Source organism: Pseudomonas sp. GW823-FHT02E01, from assembly GCF_058797535.1.
Genome location: NZ_JBXAJS010000001.1, coordinates 809,339 through 833,079, shown reverse-complemented (window position 1 = coordinate 833,079; position 23,741 = coordinate 809,339). Strand labels below are relative to the sequence as shown.

The window sequence follows — 23,741 nt, the reverse complement described above, 5'->3', positions numbered from 1 at the left end:
TCAGTTCTCCATTGCCTGGCGGTAGGCGCGGGCGGTCACCGTCGCGCAACGCTCCCAGGAAAAAAGCTTCGCTCGCTGCAAGCCTGCCTCGCGACAGACCTGCCAATGCGCCGGGTCGTCGATCAACCGCAGCAAGGCATCGCGCAAGGAGTCGGGGTCGTGCGCCTCGATGTAGTTGCCGGCATCGCCAGCGACCTCCGGCATCGCCGACTCACCCGTCAGAATCACCGGAGTGCCACTGGCCATGGCTTCCAGCACCGGCAGGCCGAACCCCTCGTACAACGAAGGGAAGACCAGCGCCCGGGCTCCGGCCAGTAGCTGCGCCAGATCGTCGTCCGACAAGTACCCCAGAAGGCACACATGACCTGACGCGAGGGCCGAACGTAATTCGTCGTTGAACTGCTGACGTTGCCAGCCGGCCATGCCGGCGATCAGCAACGGAAAACGCTGGCGCACGGTTTCCGGCAGCCGGGCATGGGCGCGCAGGGCCAGGGTCAGATTCTTGCGTGGCTCCAGGGTACCGACGCAAAGGAAATACTCCCGCGCCTCGACGCCGTGGGCCTTGAGGACCTGATCGATGGCCTCGGGTTCACGGGGGTGGAAGCGCGCGGCCACACCCAGCGGTGCCACCACGAAGCGCTCGGCCGGCAGTGCGAACCAGGCCTGCGCTTGCTCGGCGATGTACTGCGAGTCCGTCAGAATCAGCCGCGCCCGCTGTACGCCGTCGGCCAGTCGTCGCTCGATTTCGCGCAGGCGTGCCGGTGGTTGGGTGTCGGGATAGTGCAGGTGCGTGAGGTCATGCAGTGTGATGATGGTCGGGCCGTTGAACGACAACGGCCACAGGCTTGGCTCGTGATACAGATCGATGGCCTGGGCGGGGCGCTGATCAAAACGCTTCTGCTCCAGCCAGCGCCGCGCCTGATAGGCCCCCGGAATCTGTCGCAGCAACGGCGTCAGACGCGAGTAACCGGGCATCGCCGCCTCAGGCAGAGTCGAACTCCAGCCCCAGCCGTGGAACAACGACAACTCGACGTCCGATTCGCGGGCCAGGGCCGTCGCCAGTTCGGCGACGTACTGACCGATGCCCGTGCGCGGTGCCTGGAGGATGCGGGCGTTAAGGGCAATTCGCATGCTGACTCTCAGGCGCCTTCGTATCGCTGTGCAGATTGCGCTGGATGCGTTCGACCAGTTGCGCACTCGCCTCGCGCCAGCTCAGCCAACGCCAGTTATCCAGGTTGAGGGGCGCGGGAAATGCGCCGCCGCTTTCCATGTCGATGACCAGATCGGCCAGGTTCTGCGGGTCGGAGAGGTCGAAATACGCCATGTACTCGCCACCGATTTCGCGGAACACCGGGATGTCGCTGGCCATGGCCGGCAGGCCTCGCTGCATGGCTTCCACCAGCGGCAAACCGAACCCTTCGACGTAGGACGGGAACACCAGCGATGTCGCGTGGGAATAGGCGTGTTCCAGGCTCTTGTCCGAAAGGTTGTTGAACATGAACAAACGCAGGTTCAATTGCGGATGCTGGCGTATACGCTCGATCAGCGCCTCGCATTTCCAGCCAATCTTGCCGACGATGCATAACCGGGCTTTGGAGCCGGCCGCCCAGGCGCGCTCGAACGCGTCCAGCAGATACGCATGGTTCTTGCGCGGCTCGATGGTGCTGACCATCAGGAACACAGGGTCCGGTGTCTTGAACATCTGCAGCAGCCCCGGGTCGACGGTAGACCGGGCATCGGTCAGGTCGAGTTCGGAACCGAGGTGAAAATAGTCGAACCAGCGTTGCTGAACCTGCGCGGTACCGATCCTGCGGGTCATCTCCTGGCGGACCTGGTCGCGGATGGTGGTCGAGATCGCCACGTAGCCATCGGCGGTGCGGGCGATCCAGTCGAACCATTCGTTGAAGACCTTCACCAATCCTGCGTCGCAAAACTGCGGGTGGGTCAGGGGAATCAGGTCGTAGATCACCGAAACGATGCCGACCCCGTCACGCTTGAGTTGTTCGGCCAGGGGGAAGAAGTTGGCGTGCCAAGACGAGTCCAGCAGCACCAATTGGTCGCCGGCGCGATGCTGCAACGGCACGCAACGCTCGGGAACCTTCTGGCCCTTGAGTGCCCGATCGAGCAGGCGCATCGGCAGGCTCAGGCAGGCGAACGCGGTCAGACGGCAACCGACGTAAAGCACCCGGCGGGCGAACTTCGATTGGCTGAAAGGACGGCGACGTTCCAGCGCGCGGTGGCGCAGCCAGAACTGATTGGCGAACTGTTCGAGCTTCACCCGCAGGCTCACCAGATCCACTTTGACGGTCGGCAAGGGCGCCAGGCTTTTCACCTCGAACAACGCGCCATTGATCATCACCACCGGAACGCATTCGCGCCGGGCGTTCGCGGCCGGCAATTGCTGAATCACATTGCGAACGACCCGCTGGATGCCCGAGTTGGCATCCGGGTGTTCGAAGACGTAGGTACATTCCACCAACAGTCTGGTCATCGTGTTTCCCCAATGGATTCCACCCGATTCTCACTGGAACGGGTCACGCTGGTCTGCGCTTCGAGCCAGGAGCAACCCACGAAGTCTTCCTGGCGATTGTTGATCACGTGGAAGACCAGCCCGTAGTCACGCCATTCGAAATTGCGATCCAGGTGCGAATCCAGCCGCGACAGGCTCAGGGCCACCGAATAATTGCCCTTGCCCAGGCGCATGTCGAAGGCAAAACGGTAGGTGACGCGCTCGCCGGCACTCAGGTCGGTGAGGGCTTTGTCCACCCGGTGGGTATTGATGCCGTACATGGGCTGGCCAAGGCGATCCTTGATCATGAAGCCGAGAATCAGTCGCTCGATGTCCTGGCGCACCTCGACCTGCACTTCCAGGACCATCGCCTGGCCGACTTCAGCCACCTCCACCGAACGCCCCTTGGGGTCAAGCAGGCGGACGCTGAGAATGCCCGCTTCGCCTGTCCCGGAGATGGTTTGCACCTGCCCGTTGGCGAGCATTTCCTGACGCACCGTCTGGCCCTCGCGCTGGGCGAGCATGGCGTTGTAGTAGTCCATCACTTCTTCAGGCTTGCCGCGCATGGCCATGCGTCCGTTCTCCAGGAGGATGGCGGTGTCGCAGATCGACTGGATCGCCGAACGGTCATGGGACACGATCAGCAACGTGGTACCTGCCTTGCGGAAGTTGCGGATGCGATCGAAGCTTTTGTGCTGGAAGTAGGCGTCACCCACGGACAGCGCTTCATCGACGATCAGGATGTCCGGCCGCCGCGCGGTGGCCACGCTGAACGCCAGGCGCATCTGCATGCCGCTGGAATAGGTGCGCACCGGATGGTCGATGGCCTCGCCGATTTCGGCGAAGCTTTCGATCTCTGGCATCAGCGCTTCGATTTCTTCGACCTGCATGCCGAGCAACTGGCCGGCCATGAAGGTGTTCTGCCGACCGGTGAAGTCCGGGTGGAAGCCCATGCCCAGCTCCAGCAGCGCCGCCACACGTCCTTGCAAGTGGATGTCGCCGCAGGTGGGCTGGGTGGTGCCGGTGATCATCTTCAACAGCGTGCTTTTACCCGCACCGTTGACCCCGACGATGCCCACGGCTTCACCCGGCTGAATCTCGAAATCGACCCCTTGCAGGACCCAGTGCAGGTGATGCCGGGTGCGGGAAAACGGCACCAGCCATTCGAACAGCCGGCTCCAGCGATTCGGGTACTGCTTGTAGGCCTTGCCCAGGCCACTGACACGTATATGTCCCATCAGAGCTCGTCCACCATTTCACCGACACGCTGGCGGAACAGCCGCAGCGCCATCCCACAGAACAACAGGCCGATCACCAGCAACGGGACCAGCGAGCTCCAGTCTGGCCATTGGTTGTAGAGAAACAGGTTCTGGTAGCTGTTCATCAGTGCCGTCATCGGGTTCAGCTCGATAAAGCTCTGGATGCCCGGCGGCAGGATCGACAGCGGATAAACGATCGGCGTCAGCCAGAACCAGAATTGCAGGCAGATGCCGAAAAACTGCCCGACGTCGCGAAAGAACACGTTGAGCACGCCCAGAATCATTCCCAGCCCCGCAGCGAAGATCACCTGCAGGACCAGCAACGGCACCAGCGCCAGCAGCGCCATGCCGGGCAGCCGTCCGCTGATCAGCAGGAAGCCGAGGAACAACCCCAGGATGATCGCGAAATTGATCCCGGCATTGAGCAGCACGATGACCGGCAGGCAGATGCGCGGGAAGCTGATTTTCTTCAGCAGGTTGGCGTTTTCCAGGAACATGCTCTGGCTGCGCGTCGTGATCTCGGCGAACAGGCCCCAGGTCAGCAGGCCGGCGCACAGGTAGACGCTGTAGGCCAACCCGTCGTCCACGCCCGGCAAGCGGGCGCGCATGATGGTGGAGAAGATCACCGTGTAGACCAGGATCATCGACAGCGGATTGAGCACGGTCCACAAGGCACCGAACAGCGAGTTGCGATAACGCGCCTGAAACTCCCGTTTGACGCTGCCGAGGATGAAACCCCGGTAACTCCACAGCGATTGGTAAAGATTACGCAGCATTCAAACCGTCCTGCCGTATTGATCTTCGAAGCGGACGATGTCGTCCTCTCCCAGGTATTCGCCGCTTTGCACTTCGATGATCACAAGGTCGATCACGCCGGGATTTTCCAGGCGATGTTTGTGACCGGCGGCAATGAAGGTCGATTCGTTCTTGGCCACCAGGTGCGTGCCGGTGCCATTGTTGGTGACCTTGGCCATGCCTTCGACCACCACCCAGTGTTCATTGCGATGGTGGTGCATCTGCAACGACAACTTGGCGCCGGGCTTGACCACGATGCGCTTGATCTTGAAGCGCGGGCCTTCCTCGAGCACGGTGTAGGTGCCCCATGGCCGGCTGACCGTACGGTGCAAGCGATAGGCTTCGTGCTCTTTATCCTTGAGTTGCCTGGCCACCCGGCGCACATCCTGGGCACGGTCGGCGTGGGCCACCAACACCGCGTCGGCGGTGTCGACGATGATCAGGTTATCCACGCCCACGGTCGCGACCAGGCGGTTTTCGCTCTGGACGAAATTGTTGTGGCTGTCGATGAAAATCGACTCGCCGACGGTGCGGTTGTTCTGTGCATCCGCTGGAACCAGCGCGGCCACCGCCCCCCAGGAGCCGATGTCGCTCCAGTCGAAACGGGCCGGCACCACGACCACTTTGTCGGAGCGTTCCATCAACGCGTAGTCGATGGAAATGTCCATGATTTCGCCAAACAGGGCCGGTGACAGTTCCTGTTGCAGGCTTCCGGCGTTTTCCACCGCGGCGCTGGCGGCCATGCAGGTCTGCGCCTGCTCCAGCAAGGTGGGCGCATGGGTTTGCAGCTCGGCCAGCAGGCTGGCGACCGAGAAGCAGAACATCCCGGAGTTCCACAGGAAGTTGCCGCTTTCCAGGTAATGCGTCGCGGTTTGCAGGTCGGGTTTTTCGACGAAGCGCCGCACACTGGCAGCACCTTTATCGTCCAGTGGCATGCCGGCCTCAATGTAGCCGAAACCGGTTTCCGGGGCGGTCGGCACGACACCGAAGGTCACCAGGTGACCGCGCCTGGCCAATGTCACGGCATGCTCGACCGCGTCCTTCAGTGCGTCGACATTGACGATCAGGTGGTCGGCGGGCATGACCAGCATGATCGCGTCGTCGCCATGCAGGGCCTGGAGGGAGAGGGCGGCGGCGGCAATGGCCGGCGCCGTGTTGCGCCCGGTCGGCTCCAGCAGGAAGTGTCCGCGATGGCGGCCAAGGTGCGCGTCCCGAAAGTGATCCTTGCTCTGGAAGTAGTACTCGCGGTTGGTCACCGTGACGATATCGCCCCAGCCGTCGAGCAGGTCCGCGGCACGCCGATAGGTCTTGCCCAGCAGCGACTGGCCGTCGGGCAATGCCATGAACGGTTTGGGATGGCCTTCACGCGACACCGGCCACAACCTTGTCCCGGCACCGCCGGAGAGAATCACGGGAATCAGCATGGCCTACTCCTTGGCGACGCGTTTCATGTCCGCATCCATCATCATGCGGATCAAGGTATCCAGGTCGGTTTTTGGTTTCCAGCCCAGCACACGCTGGGCCTTGGCCGGGTTGCCGAGCAGCACTTCGACTTCGGCCGGGCGGAAGAACGCCGGGTCGATCTTCACGAAGTCGCGGTAGTTCAGGCCCACGTGATCGAAGGCGATCCGGCACATCTCGCGCACGGTGGTGGTGACGCCGGTGGCCACCACGAAGTCATCGGGCTTGTCCTGTTGCAGCATCAGCCACATGGCTTCGACGTAGTCCCCGGCAAAGCCCCAGTCGCGCTTGGCGTCGATGTTGCCCAGGCACAGTTCCTGCTGCTTGCCCTGCTTGATGCGGGCGGCGGCGTCGGTGACTTTGCGCGTCACGAACTCGATGCCGCGCAACGGTGATTCATGGTTGAACAGAATGCCGCTGCTGGCGTGCAGGTTGAAGCTTTCGCGGTAGTTCACGGTGATCCAGTGGCCGTACAACTTGGCCACGCCATAAGGGCTGCGCGGATAGAAGGGGGTGTTCTCGTCCTGCTGCTCGGCCTGGATCAGGCCGAACATTTCGCTGGTGGACGCCTGGTAGAAACGCGTGTGCGGGCTGAACTGACGGATCGCTTCGAGCAGGTGGGTAACGCCCAGGCCGTCGACGATGCCGGTGGTCACCGGTTGATCCCAGGAAGCCGCGACAAAGCTTTGTGCGGCAAGGTTGTAGATCTCGTCCGGCGCCGATTTGATCACCGCGCGCTGCACTGAACAGGCATCGGCCATGTCGCCGTCCAGGTAGACGATGTCCGCCTCGACCCCCATCTCGCGCAGGCGCCAGCGCGAGTCGCTGCTGCGACGCGCCACCAGGCCGTGGACTTTGTAGCCCTTGTCGAGCAACAGTTTCGCCAGATAAGCGCCATCCTGGCCGGTGATACCTGTGATCAATGCACTTTTAGTCATTCTTGTCGTACTCGCTTCTCCCAGTCGGACAGGATCGCCCGCAGGGATTGTTGTGTTGTGATTTCAGGCTTCCAATCGGTGGTTTGGGTCAGCCTGGCAGGGCTGCCACACACACGTCGCTGATCCGCGCGGCGAAGTCGCGCAGGGTCCTGGACCAATTGCAGGTCGACCTGGGCAAGATCTGCCAGTTGTTCGATCAAACTGCGAATGCTCTGCTCGCGCCCCGAGCAAATGTTGTAGACCTGCCCCGGTGTGCCTTTCTCCAGCAAGGCCAGGTAGGCCGAGACCACGTCCCCGACATCGAGGAAATCGCGCGTGACGTCGATGTCCCCGACCTCCAGTTGTGGCCCTTGCAGGCCTTGTTTGATCCGGCAGATCTGACGGGCGGCGCTGGCGATGACGAAGCTGTCTTTCTGCCCGCTGCCGATGTGGTTGAACGGGCGGGCGACCAGTACGGGCCAGCCTTCGCTCAGGCCCCATTGCAAGCTCAGGAACTCGGCCGACAGTTTGCTCACGGCATAGGGATTGCGCGGGCAGGGTGGTTGCAATTCAGTGATGGGCAGTTGCTCTTCAGCGACCTGGCCATAGACATCGCCGGAGCTGACGTACAGAAACGTGCCGCTGAAGCCGCGCGCCTTGAGGGCCTGCAGCAGGTTCAGGGTGCCCAGCAGATTGATATTCAGGGTACCGGCCGGATCACGAAAAGCCTCCGGGACGAACGTCTGACCGGCCAGGTGGATCACCGCATCGGGCATGACCGGCCACAAGCCTTCGAGGCTGTCCGGCGCGGCAAGATCGTAGCGGCCGGGAACAGGCAGAAGTTCCCATTCCGAGGCGTCAGCCTGCAAACGCGATTGGATGTGTTGTCCTACGAATCCAGTCAGACCCGTGACAAACAGACGTTTTTTCAACAGCGACCCCCCGGTCATACATTTCATCCATTTCCTACTGGCTTAATGGAAGGGTCTCACGAATCAACAGGATCGCTCGTAAGACAGATGAAATGTTTTGTTGTAGTTGTTTGGTAGCCAATCTGTGCCATTTGCTCGGCAATTTCAACAGGTCCAACCGTGACTGGTCAGTTCTCGTCTGCGTAGCCTGATTTATTCTCGTCGGGCGGTTCACGAATCCTCAACGGATGTGGTTAGAATGCCCCTCGTCACGATTACCCGGGGTTCGGCAGCGTCGCTTCGAAACTGCGAGAAACTGACCACTAAAACAAGAACGAAGACGGGCAGGAAGACGATGGACGAGCGCCAGTAAACACGGACTCGAACCGTATCCTCCCCGTCATAGCGTGAGGCTGCCGGGATGGCGGCGTCACCGTGGGATGCCATGAATTTTATTCTTTACTCCGACGTCAACGACAGCTCCATCAGCCGGAGTCTCGGCCGTCCAGAATACAGTTACTACTTCGTGCTCAAGGCGTACCGACCGTTGTTCGAAAGCCTCGGGCCGGTGCATGTGGTGTCATCGGCCGCCGAGGTCGACCCGCTGTATCGGCAGTTGCAGCAGGCCGGTCAGGACTGCCTGTTCATTTCGTTCGCGCCACCGCACAAGACCCCCACCGACTTGCAATGCCCGATGGTGTGCGTGGTTGCCTGGGAGTTCGACACCATTCCCGCCGAGCACTGGGACAACAATCCGCGTCAAGACTGGAGCCAGACACTGGCGCGTCTGGGACGAGTGATCACCTTGTCCACCCACACCGCCGAAGCCATCCGCCGGACCCTGGGCGACGACTTCCCGGTGCTGGTGCTGCCGACGCCTTTGTGGGAACGCTTCGCCGGTATCCGCCAGCAATATCCCGGTACGCCGGTGAACGCGGGTGCCACGTTGCAGATCAAGGGTTGCATCCTGGACAGCCGCTCGATGGGGTTGTCCGCCGATGGTTTGATCGCGCCGATCATCGAGCAACCGCTGCAGGAAATCGCCGAGCCCGAGCCGGAATCCGAACCCGAGCCTGAACCTTCGGTGCCGCCGTTGACCCTGCGTCGACGCCTCTTCATAACCAGACACTACCTACTGTTGTGGTATCGCGAAGCCGTACGCGATCTGGTGCCGGATGCGGTTCGCCCATGGCTGGCCAGGTTTCGCACGCCTCAAGCGTTGCCGGTTGAACACGCAGTCGGCGAGGCGCCCGCACCGGATGAGCCCGCAATCAGCGAACCCCCCGTGCAGGACGAACATCCGCAGGCGGCTTTCCCCGACACCAGTCAAACGGTGGAAATCGAGGTCGATGGCGTCATCTACGTGAGCGTGTTCAACCCCGATGACGGGCGCAAGAACTGGCATCACCTGATCACGGCGTTCTGCTGGGCGCTGCGTGATGTGCAAGACGCCACGCTCGTGTTGAAGATGACCCAGAACGACCTGTCGACCTATTACGTCGAGCTCATGACCTTGCTGTCCCAGCTCTCGCCCTTCGCCTGTCGCGTGGTGGTCATGCACGGTTATCTGCAGGACGAGCAGTTCGCCCGGCTTTATGGCGCGGCGAGTTACTACGTCAACGCTTCACGTTGCGAAGGCTTGTGCCTGCCGCTGATGGAGTTCATGTCCTGCGCCCGGCCTGTCATCGCCCCGAACCACACGGCGATGCGCGATTACATCGACGAGCGTGTGGCTTTCGTCGTCAAGTCCAGCCAGGAGCCTACTATCTGGCCGGAAGACGCGCGCATCCTGTACCGCACATTGCGCCACCGTCCGGACTGGGGGTCGTTGAAAACGGCTTATGAGAACAGCTACGCGATGGCAAAGAATCAGCCGGACGCCTGGCAGGCCATGGCGGACGCGGCCAGCGAACGCATGCGCCAGTACTGCAGCTTCGCGCCGGTGCAGCAGCGGCTGGCGCTGTTCTTCAAACAGGAACCTGCCCGTGACGTCGTGCCGGTGGTTGCCGAAACGGGGGCTGCATCGTGCTGATCATCATTCATTCGGAAACCAACAAGAGCAACATCCAGCAGAATCTTGGGCGGCCCGAGTACAGCTATTACTTCGTCCTCAAGGAATTCCGCCCGGTGCTCGAACGGCTGGGGCAGGTGATCGAGGTCAGCAACCCGGACGATCTGGTCGATCGGCTGTATTTCGATTGCCTGAGCCGGGGCGAAGACTGCGTGTTCCTGTCCTTCTCCCCGCCGCATCGCACGCCAGTCCACTACGCGTGCCCGACGATTCCGGTGTTCGCCTGGGAGTTCAGCACCATTCCCACCGAGAGCTGGCAGGGCGAACCACGGCATGACTGGCGGACGGTGTTGGGCTCCTGCGGGACGGCGATCACCCACTCCAGTTTTACCGTGAATGCCGTACGCGATGTGATGGGCCCCGATTACCCGATCAGTGCTATCGCAGCACCTGTCTGGGACCGTTTTGCCGCCCGTGGCGAGCTTCTGGACAAGCGTCCGGTCGTGGGCCCCACGCGCCTGAACCTGCGCGGGCTATTGATCGACAGTCGTACCACGGACTTGCGCCCCTACGGCCCCGAACGTTTGCGCGAAGGCACGCCGATCGCCTTCGACCAACCGCCGCGCGATTGTGAGCTGGTGCTCGAGGGCGTGGTCTACACCTCAGTATTCAATCCCTACGACGGACGCAAGAACTGGAAGGACATGATCAGTGCATTTTGCACTGCCTTTCGCGACACGCCCGACGCGACCCTGGTGCTCAAGCTCACGCACCATGACATCGCCAACGCTTTGAACGACATGCTGCACCACGTCTACAAGAATCAGTCCTACCAGTGCCGCATCGTGCTGGTCCACGGCTTTCTGTCCGACATCGACTACGAGCGCCTGGTCGAGGCCACCAGTTACGTCGTCAACTGCTCCTACGGCGAAGGGCAATGCCTGCCGTTGATGGAGTTCATGTCCTGCGGCAAGCCGGCCATTGCGCCGCTGAACACCGCCATGGCCGACTACATAGACCGTGACAACGCGTTCATCGTCGAAGGCACCGACGAACTGACCTCCTGGCCCCACGATCCTCGCGCCGCGTATCGTACCCTGCGTTACGTCACGGATTGGGACTCACTGTGTACGGCATTTTCCGCCAGCCATGACGTCGCCAGACAGGACGTCGAGCGCTATCAGCGAATGTCGGCCCATGCCGTGGGCAACCTTCAGGGGTTCTGCAGCCAGGCCGTTGCCGAACAGCGCCTGAAGGCGGTGTTCGAGCAGTTGCTGCAACGGCGTGAAGCAAACTGCGCACAAGCGTCGGGCACATGATTCGGCGCCTGCTTGCGAAGTTGCGGTCCGCACCGGTAGCGGTCGCCCCAGCAGAAATGCGGGTCTCGCCCAGGGACATCGGTTTGTACGATGCCCTGCTCGACGGCTGGTTTCTCGGCGACAGCGGTGAATTGCTCAAGGGGTTTGCCATCACCGCCGACGACACCTTGCTGGATGTTGGCTGCGGTGAAGGCGTGGCGACTTTGTTCGCGGTCCGCCAGGGTGCTTCGGTGATTTTCACCGACAGTGAACACGACAAGGTCCGCGAGCTTGCCCGACAAGTGGCGGCGCAATCAGACAAGCCGAGCCTGGGGCTGGTCAGCAACAGTTTGCCGCTGCCATTGGCCGAGGGCTGCGCCAGCAAAGTCGTGTGCATGGAAGTACTGGAACACATCGATCAGCCAGAACCCTTCATGGCCGAACTGGTGCGCATGGGTCGCCCCGGCGCGCTGTACCTGCTGAGCGTACCGTCCCCGGTGGGCGAACATTTGCAGAAGGGCATCGCTCCGGCCAGCTATTTCCAATCGCCCAATCACGTACAGATTTTCAGCCCCGAGCGATTCGCCGCGCTGGTGGAAGACGCGGGCCTGGTCATCGAGCATCGCCAGGCGTCCGGTTTTTTCTGGGTCATGGGCATGATTTTTTTCTGGGCCAGCGAGCGCGCTGCCGGGCGTGAATTGGGTGGCGCGGTTCGCGACCGGATTCAGGCGCCGTATCCGCCGCTGATGGAGAGCTGGGCGAAAACCTGGCAGGACTTGCTGGCCCAGCCCGACGGGTTGGCAATCAAGCAGATGCTGGATCAGTTCATGCCCAAGAGTCAGGTGATCATTGCTCGCAAACCTCATGTCCAGGAGGGCGCATGAGCAACGAAAAACGGATCATGGACATCGAGTTGTTGCGCGGCATTGCGGTGCTCGGCGTGCTGTTTCATCACCTGCAGGACAGCCTGTTCGCGGCGGCTGTGCCGTTGTTGCAAGTCATCACGCTGTACGGTCAGCCGTGGTGGGGCGTGGATCTGTTTTTCGCGATCTCGGGCTTCGTCATTGCCCGCAGCCTGATCCCGGCCTTGCGCCGTTGCACAACGCGTCAGGAATATTGGCAACAGACGCGTAATTTCTGGTTGAGACGGGCCTTTCGATTGCTCCCTTCAGCCTGGTTATGGCTGGCGCTGATGTTGCTGGCGTGCCTTTTTCTCAACCGCTCCGGCGCGTTCGGCACCCTGCACGCGAACATTCAGGCGACCCTGGCCGGCATCGCCCAATATGCCAATTTCCGCTTTGCCGACAGTTTTTATCACTACGAGTACGGCACCAGTTTCGTGTACTGGAGCCTGTCGCTGGAAGAGCAGTTCTACCTGCTGTTTCCGCTGATGATCGTGCTGTTTCGCAAGCACCTGGTGTGGGCGTTGCTGGCGCTGGTTGCGGTGCAATTGTTCACCTTGCGCACGCCGATCCTGATGGTAGTGCGCACCGATGCGCTGGCCCTTGGCGTGCTGTTGGCGATGTGGAGTACACAACCGTCGTACCTGCGCTGGGAGCCAAAATTCTTGCGTCGTCCATGGGCGGGCGTTGCCGCATTGATCGCGCTGTCGTTGCTGCTCAGCTTCATGGCAACGGATCGTTTCACCTTCACCTCTTACCGGATCGGCGTGATTGCGGTGCTGTGCGCACTGCTGGTCTGGATCGCTTCTTACAACCGCGATTACCTGTTGCCGCGCGGCGTGTTCAAAAACCTGATGACGTGGGTCGGCAGCCGTTCCTACGGGATTTACTTGATCCATATCCCGGCCTACTTGCTGGTTCGTGAATTCATTTTCCGTTTGCAGGCTGCCGGGCTGCCCAGTCCGGCTGGCCATCCGATCTTGATGTTGCTGATGGCTGGCGGCCTGATCGTGCTGCTGAGCGAACTCAACTATCGCGTCATCGAAATGCCCATGCGCAACCGCGGCGCCTCGCTGGTCAAACGCCTGGGCACTTCCCGAACAGCCGTCACATCCTCTGGAGCCACCTCATGCTGAGCCTTTTGAAGAAACTCACGGCGGGCACGCCCGCGCCTGTGCCGCCAGAGACACCGCCCGCAGCGCCAGTGGCGGAGAAAGTCGACCCTTACATGCTCGGCCTGCACGATGCGATGCTCAGCGGCTGGTTCAATCAGCAGACCGGCGAACTATTCACCGGATTCCCGGTGACCCCCGAGGACACGCTGCTGGATGTTGGCTGCGGCGACGGTGGCAACGTGCATTTCTGCGGGATGCGCGGGGCGAAGATCATCATCGCCGATATCGACGCGGCCAAGGTTGAAGCGACCCGCCAGCGCCTGAGCGATACACCGGCCCGCGACGTCGAATGCCATGTCACCGACTGCAACCCGCTGCCGATTGCCGATGCGACCGCCACGCGGGTGGTGTCGACCGAGGTCATCGAGCACGTGGACGATCCGGCTCAGTTCCTCGCTGAACTGGTGCGCGTCGGTAAACCGGGCGCGCTGTACCTGCTGAGCGTCCCGCACCCCAGCTCCGAAGACCTGCAGAAAGATATCGCGGCGGCCGAGTATTTCCAGAAGCCCAACCACATCCGCATCATCAGCGAAGAGCAGTTCAAGGCCATGGTCAGCGATGCCGGCCTGGAAGTGATCAGCCACAGCCAGTACGGATTCTACTGGTCGATGTGGATGCTGTTGTTCTGGGAAGCCAAGGTCGATTTCAGCAACCCGGACCATCCGTTGCTCAACCACTGGGCGGATACCTGGCAGGCGATCCTGGCCTCGCCACGGGGCGCACAGATCAAGCAGGCGCTGGATGCCGTGGTGGCGAAAAGTCAGGTGATCATTGCGCGTAAACCCTGATCAGCAATGCTCGCCCGGGCGAGGCCGCGAACTCAAGCCTGATTGCCCGGGTACACCTGCATAGCCCTTGTCCATTATTGGCTGGAGCGAACGGCCCCTCCATCGATCAACAGGTTCTGCCCGGTCAGGTAGCCCGCATGGTTGCTGCAAACGAAGGCACACAGCGCACCGAACTCTTCGGGTGAGCCGAAGCGTTTGGCAGGAATTTCGCTACGGCATTGGCCAAGGAATTCCTCGCTGTCCTGCCCCGACTCCTGGGCAGCAGCGACCAGGTTGTCACGCAGTCGATCGGTGTCGAATGAGCCTGGTTGCAAGTTGTTGATCGTCACATTGCGACTGGCGATGTTTTCTTGCCGGGCAAGCCCTGCGATAAAACCCGTCAGACCACTGCGCGCGCCGTTGGACAGGCCCAGGCTTTCGATAGGGGACTTCACGGCACTCGATGTGATGTTGATGATTCGACCAAATCCACGTGCCGCCATACCGTCTACCGTGGCCTTGATCAACTCGATAGGCGTCAGCATGTTGGCATCCAGCGCCTTGAGCCAGGCGTCGCGATTCCATTCGCGAAAATCCCCGGGGGGAGGGCCTCCAGCGTTGTTGATCAAGATATCGAAATGCTCATGGGCCATGAGCGCTGCCGCCCGACCCTCGGCCGTCGAAATGTCTCCGGCTACGGCGATGACCGTCACTTCAGGATTTAGCGCTCTGAGCTCACGGGCTGTTTCATTGAGCGTGTGCTCGCCGCGTGCGGTGATCACCACGTTCACGCCTTCATGGACGAGTGCCTGTGCGCAGGCTTTGCCCAGACCTTTGCTGGCGGCGCATACCAGCGCCCAGCGTCCTGCTATTCCCAGATTCATGTGCGTTTTCCTGAAAGAAGAAAGCTCAAAGAAAGTAGTTGCCTATTCATGCATGATCCACCGTTGCAGACCGGCTTGGCGATCGAGCACTGATGCCCATGAAGCGCCGCACTCGTTCTCCTTCGGCATCGCATCGTATGGTTTCAGGTGCGGCATCCAGTTGGATATTACCGTTCTCCATGAATACGACCCGGTCGGATATCGACATGGCAAAGTCCATTTCGTGGGTCACGATCAGCATGGTCATGCCCTCTTTGGCCAGGTCGCGGATCACGTTCAGCACGTCGTTGACCAGTTCCGGGTCGAGGGCCGAGGTGGGCTCGTCGAACAGCATGATCTGCGGTTGCATCGCCAGGGCTCGAGCGATCGCCACACGCTGTTGCTGCCCACCGGAGAGCTGGTGCGGGTACTTGTGGGCATGGGCCAGCAGGCCGACCTTGTCCAGTAGCGCATAGGCACGATGTTCACTCAGCTCACCCGGCTGGCCATGGTAACGGGGCGCCAGGGTGACGTTGTCGAGAATGGTGCGGTGCGGGAACAGGTTGAAGTTCTGGAACACCATGCCGATGTGCCGCACGCCTTTGCGCAGGCGGGTGCTGTTGGGTTTGTCCGACGCTTCGATGAATTTTTCGCCGAACAACAGAATGTCGCCGGTATCGATGGTTTCCAGGCCGTTGACGGTGCGGATCAGCGACGTCTTGCCGGAGCCGGATGGCCCGATGATCGAGACCACCTGGCCGTACTCGACATTCAGGTCGATGCCCATCAGCACCTGGTGGGTGCCATAGCTTTTCTGGATGTTCTTCAGTTGCAGGATGGGCGTCGCATTGTTGCCTGCCGCTTTGCGCGCAGTGTCGGGCAACGCTTCGGCGCTGGCCCTGAAGTTGGCTATGGCGGCCGCGTCGAGTGTGTGAGGCTTGCGGAAGTTCAGGTCCAGGTAGCGCTCCAGGCGCTGCAGGAAAAAACCGAACACGGTGACGATCAACACGTAATAGACGCCTACTGCCGCCAGGGTTTCCATGACCAGAAAGTTGGTGGCATAGAGGCGTTGGCCGACCGTGAGGATTTCGGTCAGGGAGATGACCGAGACCAGCGATGTCAGCTTGACCACCGTGATGTATTCATTGATCAGCGTGGGCAGCGAAATACGGAATGCCTGGGGGATCACGATCAAGCGTTGCATGCCGAACAGGCCGACACCCAGCGCGCGCCCGGCTTCCTTCTGGCCTTTGGCCACGGAGATCAGGCCACCACGATGGATTTCCGCCATGTACGCCGCTTCAGTGACCACCAGGGCCAGCAGGCCCGAGTAGAAGGGGTTGGACAGAATCGGTCCGCTACCGGGAAACAGTTGCGGCAGGTTGTAGACGAAGACCACCAGCACCAGCAACGGAATGCTGCGGAAGAACCAGATGTAGACCGCTGCGGGAATGCGCAGCAAGGGCGTGTGGGACAGCTTGGCCGTGGCCAGGACAAAACCCAGAAGCATGCCGATGAACCAGGCCAGGGCGCTGAGCTGGACCACCGTTACGCAGGCCTTCCAGAAGTCCGGCAGGGAGAACAGGGACAGGAAATATGACCAATCGAATTGCATGGGGCACCTCGATCTGCCGCCCCGGTGCAGGGGAGGCAGATGACCAGACTACAAGGACAGGTTCTTAATTGGCAGTCGGTTCTTCCAAGCCATATTTCTGGAGAATTGCGGCGTATTCACCGCTCTTTTTGCTCTCCTCGAAGGCCTTTTGCACGGCCTGGAAGGTTTCGTCGTTACCTTTTTTGACGAAGATGCCCAGGGTTTGCTGATAAATCGGATGCTCGGTGGTGATCACTACCCGGCCGTTGGTCTTTTCCGCGATCATTTTTGCCGCGCCGGCGATTTCAACCTGGGCCTGAATGTTCCTGGACAACAAGGCCTGGGTCACTTCGGGGGCCGAAGGGTACTCGCTGACGGTGATGGCGCCTTTGTTGTTCGGCACGCAGTAGTCGTCGGAGAGCTTCTTGAATTCCTTGACCCAGGTGGTGCCCTGTTCCAGGCCCAGTTTCAGGCCGCACAGGTCTTCAGGCTTCTTCGCATTGATCTCGCTGCCCTTGGGCACCATGACCGCGGCACCGGTGTTGGCGTAGGCGATGGTCTGGGCCTGAGTCTGGCGCTCTGGCGTGATGTACATGCCGGAAATGACTGCGTCGTACTTGCCGGAGTTCAAACCCAGGATCAGGCTCGGGAACTTGGTGTCGACGAACTCCACCTTGGCGTTCATGTGCTTGGCCAGTGCCGTTGCCAGTTCGGGGTCCGAACCCACCACGTTTTTGTCCTTGTCATAGGACTCAAAGGGAGGGTAGGTGATCTCCATGCCGACCTTGAATGTGTCTGCCGCGGCCATGCTCACCGAGGCACCGAACATACCGGCTGCCAATACAGCCAGGCTCAAAAGGTTTTTCTTATTGTTTTTCATGATGTACTGACTCCGGCGTAGGTAGGGGGTTAGCTGAAAACTTCAATCAGGACGGTTGAGCCTGATTTTTCAAATGTCCGAAACTGGCGGGCTTGCGTGCCTTGCCTGGCAGTTGAACTTCCCCGTTGGCCACCCTCTGGCGCAGATACTGATAGGTCTGCAGCGCCTGGGCATACATGTGTTCGCCGATGGTGATTTCTTCGTAGTCGTTGCCTGCCTGTGCGAACCCGGGCAGCGGTTTGATCTGGGTGTGATAGTCGCAGGCATAAAACAGCGGAAAGGAATAACGTTCCTCCTTCACGCTGCGCACCCGGTGCGCGGTGGCTACGAATGCGCCTGCGGTCATCACCTCCAGCATGTCGCCGATGTTGACCACAAAGGCATCGGCAATCGGTGGTGCATCGATCCATTGGCCAAGGTTGTTCATCACCTCAAGGCCTGGTTTGTCGGCCAAAAGGATGGTGAAACACTCGTAATCAGTATGGGCTCCAAGACCCGGTGCGTCATGGGCGGTACCGTCGAAGGGATAGTGGATAAGGCGCAGCTTGGACGGGGGACGGGTGACCAGGCTGTCGAAATAGTTTTCTTCCAGGCCCAGGGTCAGGGCGAAGCCACCGAACAGGCGCCGGCCCAAGGCGAAGATGGCTTCATAGTAGGCCTGCACCGACGCCTTGAAGCCTTGCAGCTGCGGCCAGTCATTGGGCCCCAGCAATGGCGTGTTGGTCAGCACCAGCGGGTCATCGGCCGGGACTTCGAAGCCGACGTCAAAGGCTTCCTTGTGGTCCGGCTTGCCCTTGGAATAGACCTCTTCGCCTTCGGGTACAAATCCCTTGTGGGTTTGGGAGGTGCCGATGTAGTGCTGCATCTTGGTGTCGAAGGGCTGGTCGAAAAAGTCCTTGGCAGCCTGGCGCAGGTTGGCGATCAGTTGCGGGTCGATACCGTGATGGGTGATGTAGAGGAACCCGACCTCGCTGGCGGCGCGCCCCAATTGTTCGGCCACGGCCAGGCGGTGTTCCAGTTCAACGCTGAACAGACCGGCGATATTGACCACCGGGATGCTGTTGAAGTTGGCTTTGTGTGTGTCAGTGCTGGCGCTGTTGTTTTTATTGTCAGGCATGACGCATCGGCTCCCTAAGGATGGCTTGAGTGGCTGAAACGGTCGAAGTGTTCGCGCTCGGTCTGGCCCATCCACACGTTCAACGACCACAGGTCGGCGACCGGGACATTGGTGAAGGGCAAATGATGCAGGTAGCCGTCGGCGCCGAATTCCGGGGTCAGGGTGCTGACCTGGTAACCGCGGGCTTGCTGCGAGCGCCAGATGCTTTCCCAGTGCTGCTGGTGGAAGGCCAGTTCCCTTGCATATTCGGGGGCCGCCGGGTGCGGAACCTGCGGGCCCTGGTCGTAACCGACCCGGGCCTGGATATGGTGAACCCGCTCGATGAAAGCGCTCAGGTCATCGGCCGGGTCATTCAACAGGCGCTCGCAGGTCACGACCCAGTGGCTGATGTCACTGGTGAACAACAGATCGGGCAATTGCCGGATCAACTCCAGGGTCACCCAGGGGTTGAACAGCGAACGCGAACGGTGGGTTTCGAAACTGCAGACCTGGCCGTGCTTGCGCGCCAGATCCAGCGCCTGGCCGAAAAACTCCACTTGCTGTGGCAAGGACCAGCGGTCATTGCCCGCCAGCACGTTGACGAAGCGTGGGCCGAGTTCAGCGGCCCAGGCGAGTTTCTGGTCGAGGTCATTGAGGTGAATGGCGGGGGACGCCGACTGGTCCGGCAGCACGTCATACGCGGTGAAGACTGTGCTGATATAGCCCAGGCGATTGGCCTGGAGAAAGGCGCCAAACTCGGTCCGTTCACGGGCGTCCAGTGGCAGGCGTGCTTCCATGCCATCAAAGCCCGCTTGCAGCAACTCCTCGAGAGCCTGAGCCTTGCTGGCGGTGTAACCCCACAGCGTGCGAAAAATTTCCAGCTTCATCGGTGATCCTCAAAAATCCCAAGGCCTACTGCAAAAGCACTTCGACGGCGCCAGGCTGCCAAGAGGCTGGTTCGCTGTGGAGTCGATGTTAGGCACAGGCCGCGCACTGAAAGAATCTGAAAGTTCAAATGAATACTTCAGACTTTCATTAACAAATAGCTTGCTACTTATAGCGCTGGCCGGAAGGGGTTTTATGGGCGAGAACCTGTCTACGTTGGCTATTAGCGAGAGATGCCATTGTTGCGGCATCATTTTGAAGAGTCCTAAGCGACCCCGGGCCGATAAGGGTTCGCTTTTGATCGATTGCTGCCTGTCGAGAAGAGCCGCGACCTGTAACTGACATTGCAGACCCCCGTTTACATTCTGCTCAACGCCTGTGCGTTGCACACCGCGTTCGACTGTCGCTCTCAATTATAAGATTAAGTAATACTTCGAATAATAAATAGAAAATTGACTAATCATGGTCCCGGAACGAAAAATCATCCCCAGACCGGCGCCGCCAGAGCGCCGCGGATTTGCCGTTTCTCTCCTGCCAGAAAAATAACCAAAGGAGCCCGACCCATGAAGCCTCAAGCTTCGTCCCAGCCGCGCCGTGCGGCCGCCGCTGCCTTCATTGGCACCATGATCGAGTGGTACGACTTTTACATCTACGCCACCGCCGCCGCGCTGGTGTTCGGTGCGCTGTTCTTCCCCTCGGACGACAAGCTGTTCAGCACCATGGCCGCTTTCGGCACCTTCGCCGTGGGTTTCTTTGCGCGGCCGTTGGGCGGGATTGTCTTCGGTCATATCGGTGACCGCATCGGCCGCAAGAAGTCGCTGATCATCACCTTGTTGATGATGGGCGTGGTCACGGTGTGCATCGGCTTGCTGCCGACTTACGCGCAAATCGGCGCGGCTGCCCCGGTGCTGCTGATTCTGTTGCGCATCGTCCAGGGTATTGCCGTGGGTGGCGAGTGGGGCGGGGCGGTGCTGATGGCCGGCGAGCATGCGCCGAAAGGCCGGCGCAATTTCTTCGCCTCGTTTGCGCAACTGGGCAGCCCGGCGGGTTTGATCCTGTCGCTGCTGGCCTTCAGCGCCGTCACCCGTCTGCCGGAAGAAGACCTGATGAGCTGGGGCTGGCGCCTGCCGTTCCTCGCCAGTTCGCTGTTGCTGCTGGTGGGCCTGGCGATTCGCCTGGGGGTCAATGAGTCGCCGGAGTTTCTTGCCAGTCGTGAATTGGCGAGCAAAAACAAACGCAAGGAGCAGGCGCCGGTCATGGAGGTGCTGCGCACCGCGTGGCGTCCTTTGTTGCTGTGCATCGGCGCCAACACCCTGGGGATCGCCGGGGTGTATTTCACCAACACCTTCATGATCGCCTACACCACTCAGCAACTGGAACTGCCGCGCTCGCTGATCCTTGAGTGTCTGTTTGTCGTCGCGATCATCCAGTTCTGCATTCAACCGCTGGCGGCCTGGGTCGCCGAGAAGATTGGCGCCACCCGCTTCCTGTGCCTGGTGTCGCTGCTGGCGATGGCTTCGCCGTACCCGATGTTCGTGCTGGTCAGTTCGGCCCAGGCGCCGCTGATCATCCTTGGCATTGCGTTGGCGGTGGTGTGCATGGCGTCGTTCTACGCGGTGATCGCCGGCTACGTCAGCGGCATGTTCGAGACCCGTGTGCGCTACACCGCGATCTCTCTGGCGTACCAGATTTGCGGCGCTGTGGCCGGTGGCCTGACGCCACTGATCGGCACGCTGCTGGCACACAGGTTCGTCGGCCAGTGGTGGCCGATGGCGGTGTTCTACAGCCTGATCGCCGCGACTTCGCTGCTGTGTGTGCTGTCCCTTGCCCGTCGACATGCCAGCGCTGAACGCCTGGAACTGGCCAAGGCCTGACCCCTGAATTTTCCTGGAGAAACACATGTTGAAGATCAATGGCGAACGCCTCTGGGCGAGTCTGATGGCGATGGCCGAAATCGGCGCCACCGCCCGTGGCGGCAGCTGCCGCCTGGCCCTGAGCGACGAGGACAAGGCCGGTCGGGAACTCTTTGCCCACTGGTGCCGCGAAGCCGGCATGACCCTGAGCGTGGATGCCATCGGCAACCTGTTTGCCCGCCGCGCCGGCACCGATCCTGATGCCGCGCCGGTGATGATGGGCAGCCACCTCGACACCCAGCCCGAAGGCGGGCGTTTCGACGGCGTGTACGGCGTGCTCGCCGGCCTGGAAGTGGTGCGCTGCCTGAACGATCTGGGCATCCAGACCCGCAAGCCGCTGGAAGTGGCGGTGTGGACCAACGAAGAAGGCGCACGCTTCACCCCGGCCATGTTCGGCTCGGCGGTGTTCACCGGGATCATGGATCTGGACGCTGCGCTGGCGGTGCGCGATATCGATGGGATCAGCGTTGCTGAGGCGCTGCAACGTACCGGTTATGCCGGCGAGCGCCCGTTCGGCGGCGCGGTGGATGCGTACTTTGAAGCCCACATCGAGCAAGGGCCGATCCTCGAAGACAACGCCAAGAGCATCGGCGTCGTCAGTGGCGGCCAGGCGATTCGCTGGCTCGACGTACGGGTCGAAGGCATGGCGGCCCACGCCGGCACCACGCCTATGCCGCTGCGCAAGGACGCCTTGTACGGCGTGGCGCAGATGATCCAGGCCATCGAAGGCCTGGCGGTGGACTTCGCTCCCGAAGGCCTGACCACGGTCGGTGAATTGAGCATCAACAAGTCGTCGCGCAACACCATTCCGGGGCTGGTGAACTTCACCGTCGACCTGCGTCATCACCGTGATGAAACCATCGAGACCATGGAACAACAGGTCCGTGCGCGGCTTCAGGCGATTGCCGACGCTCGCGGTTTGAAACTGGCGATCACCCCGCACTGGATCAGCCCGGCGACGCCGTTCGACGTGGACTGCGTGGCGGCGGTGCAACAGGCCGTGGACGCCCTGGGCTACGCTCAGCAATCGATTGTCAGCGGCGCCGGACATGATGCGATCCACCTGGCGCGGTACTGCCCGACAGCGATGGTGTTCATCCCGTGCGTGGGCGGCCTGAGCCATAACGAAGCGGAAGATGTGCTGCCCGAGGATGTGCGCCAGGGCACCGACGTGTTGCTCAATGCCGTGTTGGCCCGCGCGGTAAAAACTGAATAAACGCAGTCAATGTGGGAGCGAGCTTGCTCGCGATAGCGGTGGATCAGTCGCCATGAATGTTGAATGTGCTGACCTCATCGCGAGCAAGCTCGCTCCCACAGTGGGGCGCGGCTGGGTTCAAGATCCAAGTTAACTGACAGGTATTCACTCCATGCGCAGTTTTTTCCATCCCGAACAATTGCTCCACCATCCACGCAGCTACTATTCCCGTGGCCAGATGCGTACGCCGCAGGAAGTGCCGGAGCGTGCGCAGCGCCTGGTGCAGGCGTCTCACGCTTTGGGTTTTGCCGTTGAGCAACCGGCCGATGCCGGGCTCGATCCGCTGCTGGCGGTGCACGGCGCACCGTACCTGAGGTTTTTGCAGGAAGCCCATCAGCGCTGGAAAGAGATTCCCGAGGATTGGGGCGACGAGGTGATGTCGAACATCTTTGTCCGCGAACCCAATGCCCTGCGCGGAATTCTCGCGCAAGCGGCGCGCTATCTGGCCGATGGCAGTTGCCCGGTGGGCGAGCAGACCTGGCGTTCGGCCTACTGGTCGGCGCAAAGCGCCATCGCCGGTGCCCGGGCTTTGCTCGATGGCGAGCCGGCAGCCTATGCCCTGTGCCGGCCACCGGGTCACCACGCCCGGGCCGAAGCGGCGGGTGGTTTCTGTTATGTGAACAACGCGGCGGTGGCGGCGCAGGTATTGCGCGCCGGTTTTTCGCGGGTAGCGGTGCTGGATACCGACATGCACCATGGTCAGGGTATTCAGGAGATTTTCTACGACCGCGATGACGTGCTCTACGTGTCGGTGCACGGCGATCCGACCAACTTCTATCCGGGGGTCGCAGGTTTTGCCGAAGAGCGTGGTGTCGGTGCAGGCGAGGGTTTCAACCTCAACCTGCCGATGGCCCATGGCGCCAGCGAGGCGGTTTTTCTCGGGCAATTGGAAGTAGCGCTGAAGGCGCTGAAGGACTTCGGCGCCGAGGTGCTGGTGCTGTCCCTGGGCTTCGATATTTTCGAGCTGGACCCGCAGAGCAAAGTGGCGGTGACTCGCGAAGGGTTTGCCGTGCTCGGTGAGCGCATTCGCAGCCTCGGGTTGCCGTGCCTGATTGTGCAGGAGGGCGGGTATCACCTGGAGAGCCTGGAGGATAATGCCCGGGCGTTTTTTGTGAATGCCGAGGTGTGGCAGCTCTGAGTTGTGGCGAGGGGGCTTGCCCCCGTAGGGCTGCGCAGCAGCCCCAAAACTAGCGACCTTGTATTCCTGCAAATACGACGTTCGTCGGTTTACGACTGCTGCGCAGCCGAAC

The 23,741-nt window shown here is 61.0% G+C and carries 20 protein-coding genes; 8 read left to right on the top strand and 12 right to left on the bottom strand.

Annotated features, from left to right (window positions below; all coding sequences use genetic code 11):
• The 7 genes from AC1RDQ_RS03660 to AC1RDQ_RS03630 are packed head-to-tail and all read right to left on the bottom strand — an operon-like array spanning nucleotide 1 to nucleotide 7,873.
• The gene (locus tag AC1RDQ_RS03660; RefSeq protein WP_489338996.1) at nucleotides 1-1,131 is read right to left on the bottom strand and encodes a glycosyltransferase family 4 protein; all 1,131 of its coding nucleotides are present in this window, start codon (nucleotides 1,129-1,131) and stop codon (nucleotides 1-3) included.
• Nucleotides 1,115-2,491 (bottom strand): glycosyltransferase family 4 protein, encoded by a 1,377-nt coding sequence (locus AC1RDQ_RS03655; RefSeq protein ID WP_492586376.1) that lies wholly within the window; start codon nucleotides 2,489-2,491, stop codon nucleotides 1,115-1,117. Before AC1RDQ_RS03655 ends, AC1RDQ_RS03660 begins: the two co-directional genes overlap by 17 nt.
• Complete coding sequence (locus tag AC1RDQ_RS03650; RefSeq protein ID WP_090456967.1) at nucleotides 2,488-3,747, bottom strand: ABC transporter ATP-binding protein; 1,260 nt, start codon at nucleotides 3,745-3,747, stop codon at nucleotides 2,488-2,490. Before AC1RDQ_RS03650 ends, AC1RDQ_RS03655 begins: the two co-directional genes overlap by 4 nt.
• A complete protein-coding gene (locus AC1RDQ_RS03645; protein ID WP_492586374.1) occupies nucleotides 3,747-4,544 on the bottom strand; it encodes an ABC transporter permease in 798 nt (265 codons plus the stop codon). The genes AC1RDQ_RS03650 and AC1RDQ_RS03645 overlap by 1 nt, the downstream gene beginning before the upstream one ends.
• Nucleotides 4,545-5,987, bottom strand: coding sequence for a mannose-1-phosphate guanylyltransferase/mannose-6-phosphate isomerase (locus tag AC1RDQ_RS03640; protein ID WP_492586372.1), 1,443 nt, complete (start codon nucleotides 5,985-5,987; stop codon nucleotides 4,545-4,547).
• Between the two features lie 3 nt (nucleotides 5,988-5,990).
• A complete protein-coding gene (gene gmd, locus AC1RDQ_RS03635; RefSeq protein WP_057713902.1) occupies nucleotides 5,991-6,962 on the bottom strand; it encodes a GDP-mannose 4,6-dehydratase in 972 nt (323 codons plus the stop codon).
• Nucleotides 6,959-7,873, bottom strand: coding sequence for a GDP-mannose 4,6-dehydratase (locus tag AC1RDQ_RS03630; RefSeq protein ID WP_492586402.1), 915 nt, complete (start codon nucleotides 7,871-7,873; stop codon nucleotides 6,959-6,961). Before AC1RDQ_RS03630 ends, gmd begins: the two co-directional genes overlap by 4 nt.
• A gap of 424 nt (nucleotides 7,874-8,297) precedes the next feature.
• Between AC1RDQ_RS03630 and AC1RDQ_RS03625 the strand changes: the two genes are divergently transcribed.
• From AC1RDQ_RS03625 to AC1RDQ_RS03605, 5 genes are read left to right on the top strand one after another with little or no spacing between them, the layout of a single operon-like run.
• A complete protein-coding gene (locus AC1RDQ_RS03625) occupies nucleotides 8,298-9,884 on the top strand; it encodes a glycosyltransferase (protein ID WP_492586370.1) in 1,587 nt (528 codons plus the stop codon).
• On the top strand, nucleotides 9,878-11,182 hold the full coding sequence (locus AC1RDQ_RS03620; RefSeq protein WP_492586368.1) for a glycosyltransferase: 1,305 nt from the start codon (nucleotides 9,878-9,880) through the stop codon (nucleotides 11,180-11,182). Before AC1RDQ_RS03625 ends, AC1RDQ_RS03620 begins: the two co-directional genes overlap by 7 nt.
• On the top strand, nucleotides 11,179-12,045 hold the full coding sequence (locus tag AC1RDQ_RS03615) for a class I SAM-dependent methyltransferase (RefSeq protein ID WP_492586366.1): 867 nt from the start codon (nucleotides 11,179-11,181) through the stop codon (nucleotides 12,043-12,045). Before AC1RDQ_RS03620 ends, AC1RDQ_RS03615 begins: the two co-directional genes overlap by 4 nt.
• Nucleotides 12,042-13,199 (top strand): acyltransferase family protein, encoded by a 1,158-nt coding sequence (locus tag AC1RDQ_RS03610; RefSeq protein WP_492586364.1) that lies wholly within the window; start codon nucleotides 12,042-12,044, stop codon nucleotides 13,197-13,199. Before AC1RDQ_RS03615 ends, AC1RDQ_RS03610 begins: the two co-directional genes overlap by 4 nt.
• On the top strand, nucleotides 13,193-14,026 hold the full coding sequence (locus AC1RDQ_RS03605; RefSeq protein WP_492586362.1) for a class I SAM-dependent methyltransferase: 834 nt from the start codon (nucleotides 13,193-13,195) through the stop codon (nucleotides 14,024-14,026). Before AC1RDQ_RS03610 ends, AC1RDQ_RS03605 begins: the two co-directional genes overlap by 7 nt.
• 74 nt (nucleotides 14,027-14,100) lie before the next feature.
• Here AC1RDQ_RS03605 and AC1RDQ_RS03600 read toward each other — a convergent pair whose 3' ends face one another.
• The 5 genes from AC1RDQ_RS03600 to AC1RDQ_RS03580 all read right to left on the bottom strand — a co-directional run bounded on the left by AC1RDQ_RS03600 (nucleotide 14,101) and on the right by AC1RDQ_RS03580 (nucleotide 19,325).
• A complete protein-coding gene (locus AC1RDQ_RS03600) occupies nucleotides 14,101-14,889 on the bottom strand; it encodes an SDR family oxidoreductase (protein ID WP_057713909.1) in 789 nt (262 codons plus the stop codon).
• A gap of 46 nt (nucleotides 14,890-14,935) precedes the next feature.
• Nucleotides 14,936-16,483: an amino acid ABC transporter permease/ATP-binding protein gene (locus tag AC1RDQ_RS03595; RefSeq protein WP_492586360.1), complete on the bottom strand. Its 1,548-nt coding sequence runs from the start codon at nucleotides 16,481-16,483 to the stop codon at nucleotides 14,936-14,938.
• 64 nt (nucleotides 16,484-16,547) lie between these two features.
• The gene (locus AC1RDQ_RS03590) at nucleotides 16,548-17,342 is read right to left on the bottom strand and encodes an ABC transporter substrate-binding protein (RefSeq protein ID WP_057713911.1); all 795 of its coding nucleotides are present in this window, start codon (nucleotides 17,340-17,342) and stop codon (nucleotides 16,548-16,550) included.
• Between the two features lie 46 nt (nucleotides 17,343-17,388).
• A complete protein-coding gene (locus AC1RDQ_RS03585) occupies nucleotides 17,389-18,459 on the bottom strand; it encodes an isopenicillin N synthase family dioxygenase (protein ID WP_492586358.1) in 1,071 nt (356 codons plus the stop codon).
• Nucleotides 18,460-18,473: 14 nt separating this feature from the next.
• Entirely contained in the window at nucleotides 18,474-19,325 is an 852-nt protein-coding gene (locus tag AC1RDQ_RS03580) for a sugar phosphate isomerase/epimerase family protein (RefSeq protein ID WP_154908859.1), read from the bottom strand.
• 561 nt (nucleotides 19,326-19,886) lie between these two features.
• Between AC1RDQ_RS03580 and AC1RDQ_RS03575 the strand changes: the two genes are divergently transcribed.
• From AC1RDQ_RS03575 to AC1RDQ_RS03565, 3 genes are all read left to right on the top strand, one after another.
• Nucleotides 19,887-21,197: an MFS transporter gene (locus tag AC1RDQ_RS03575; RefSeq protein ID WP_057713914.1), complete on the top strand. Its 1,311-nt coding sequence runs from the start codon at nucleotides 19,887-19,889 to the stop codon at nucleotides 21,195-21,197.
• Nucleotides 21,198-21,222: 25 nt separating this feature from the next.
• Entirely contained in the window at nucleotides 21,223-22,452 is a 1,230-nt protein-coding gene (locus tag AC1RDQ_RS03570; protein WP_492586356.1) for a Zn-dependent hydrolase, read from the top strand.
• A 151-nt stretch (nucleotides 22,453-22,603) separates the two neighbouring features.
• A complete protein-coding gene (locus AC1RDQ_RS03565; protein ID WP_492586354.1) occupies nucleotides 22,604-23,629 on the top strand; it encodes a histone deacetylase family protein in 1,026 nt (341 codons plus the stop codon).
• Nucleotides 23,630-23,741 lie beyond the last annotated feature (112 nt).

Excerpts from the sequence above, each read along its gene's own strand:
- AC1RDQ_RS03605 (WP_492586362.1), top strand. The coding sequence starts at position 13,193 with ATGCTGAGCCTTTTGAAGAAACTCACGGCGGGCACGCCCGCGCCTGTG.
- AC1RDQ_RS03615 (WP_492586366.1), top strand. The coding sequence starts at position 11,179 with ATGATTCGGCGCCTGCTTGCGAAGTTGCGGTCCGCACCGGTAGCGGTC.
- AC1RDQ_RS03575 (WP_057713914.1), top strand. The coding sequence starts at position 19,887 with ATGAAGCCTCAAGCTTCGTCCCAGCCGCGCCGTGCGGCCGCCGCTGCC.
- AC1RDQ_RS03585 (WP_492586358.1), bottom strand. The coding sequence starts at position 18,459 with ATGCCTGACAATAAAAACAACAGCGCCAGCACTGACACACACAAAGCC.
- AC1RDQ_RS03655 (WP_492586376.1), bottom strand. The coding sequence starts at position 2,491 with ATGACCAGACTGTTGGTGGAATGTACCTACGTCTTCGAACACCCGGAT.
- AC1RDQ_RS03595 (WP_492586360.1), bottom strand. The coding sequence starts at position 16,483 with ATGCAATTCGATTGGTCATATTTCCTGTCCCTGTTCTCCCTGCCGGAC.
- AC1RDQ_RS03625 (WP_492586370.1), top strand. The coding sequence starts at position 8,298 with ATGAATTTTATTCTTTACTCCGACGTCAACGACAGCTCCATCAGCCGG.
- AC1RDQ_RS03645 (WP_492586374.1), bottom strand. The coding sequence starts at position 4,544 with ATGCTGCGTAATCTTTACCAATCGCTGTGGAGTTACCGGGGTTTCATC.
- AC1RDQ_RS03600 (WP_057713909.1), bottom strand. The coding sequence starts at position 14,889 with ATGAATCTGGGAATAGCAGGACGCTGGGCGCTGGTATGCGCCGCCAGC.
- AC1RDQ_RS03580 (WP_154908859.1), bottom strand. The coding sequence starts at position 19,325 with ATGAAGCTGGAAATTTTTCGCACGCTGTGGGGTTACACCGCCAGCAAG.
- AC1RDQ_RS03565 (WP_492586354.1), top strand. The coding sequence starts at position 22,604 with ATGCGCAGTTTTTTCCATCCCGAACAATTGCTCCACCATCCACGCAGC.
- AC1RDQ_RS03570 (WP_492586356.1), top strand. The coding sequence starts at position 21,223 with ATGTTGAAGATCAATGGCGAACGCCTCTGGGCGAGTCTGATGGCGATG.
- gmd (WP_057713902.1), bottom strand. The coding sequence starts at position 6,962 with ATGACTAAAAGTGCATTGATCACAGGTATCACCGGCCAGGATGGCGCT.
- AC1RDQ_RS03660 (WP_489338996.1), bottom strand. The coding sequence starts at position 1,131 with ATGCGAATTGCCCTTAACGCCCGCATCCTCCAGGCACCGCGCACGGGC.
- AC1RDQ_RS03610 (WP_492586364.1), top strand. The coding sequence starts at position 12,042 with ATGAGCAACGAAAAACGGATCATGGACATCGAGTTGTTGCGCGGCATT.
- AC1RDQ_RS03650 (WP_090456967.1), bottom strand. The coding sequence starts at position 3,747 with ATGGGACATATACGTGTCAGTGGCCTGGGCAAGGCCTACAAGCAGTAC.
- AC1RDQ_RS03590 (WP_057713911.1), bottom strand. The coding sequence starts at position 17,342 with ATGAAAAACAATAAGAAAAACCTTTTGAGCCTGGCTGTATTGGCAGCC.
- AC1RDQ_RS03640 (WP_492586372.1), bottom strand. The coding sequence starts at position 5,987 with ATGCTGATTCCCGTGATTCTCTCCGGCGGTGCCGGGACAAGGTTGTGG.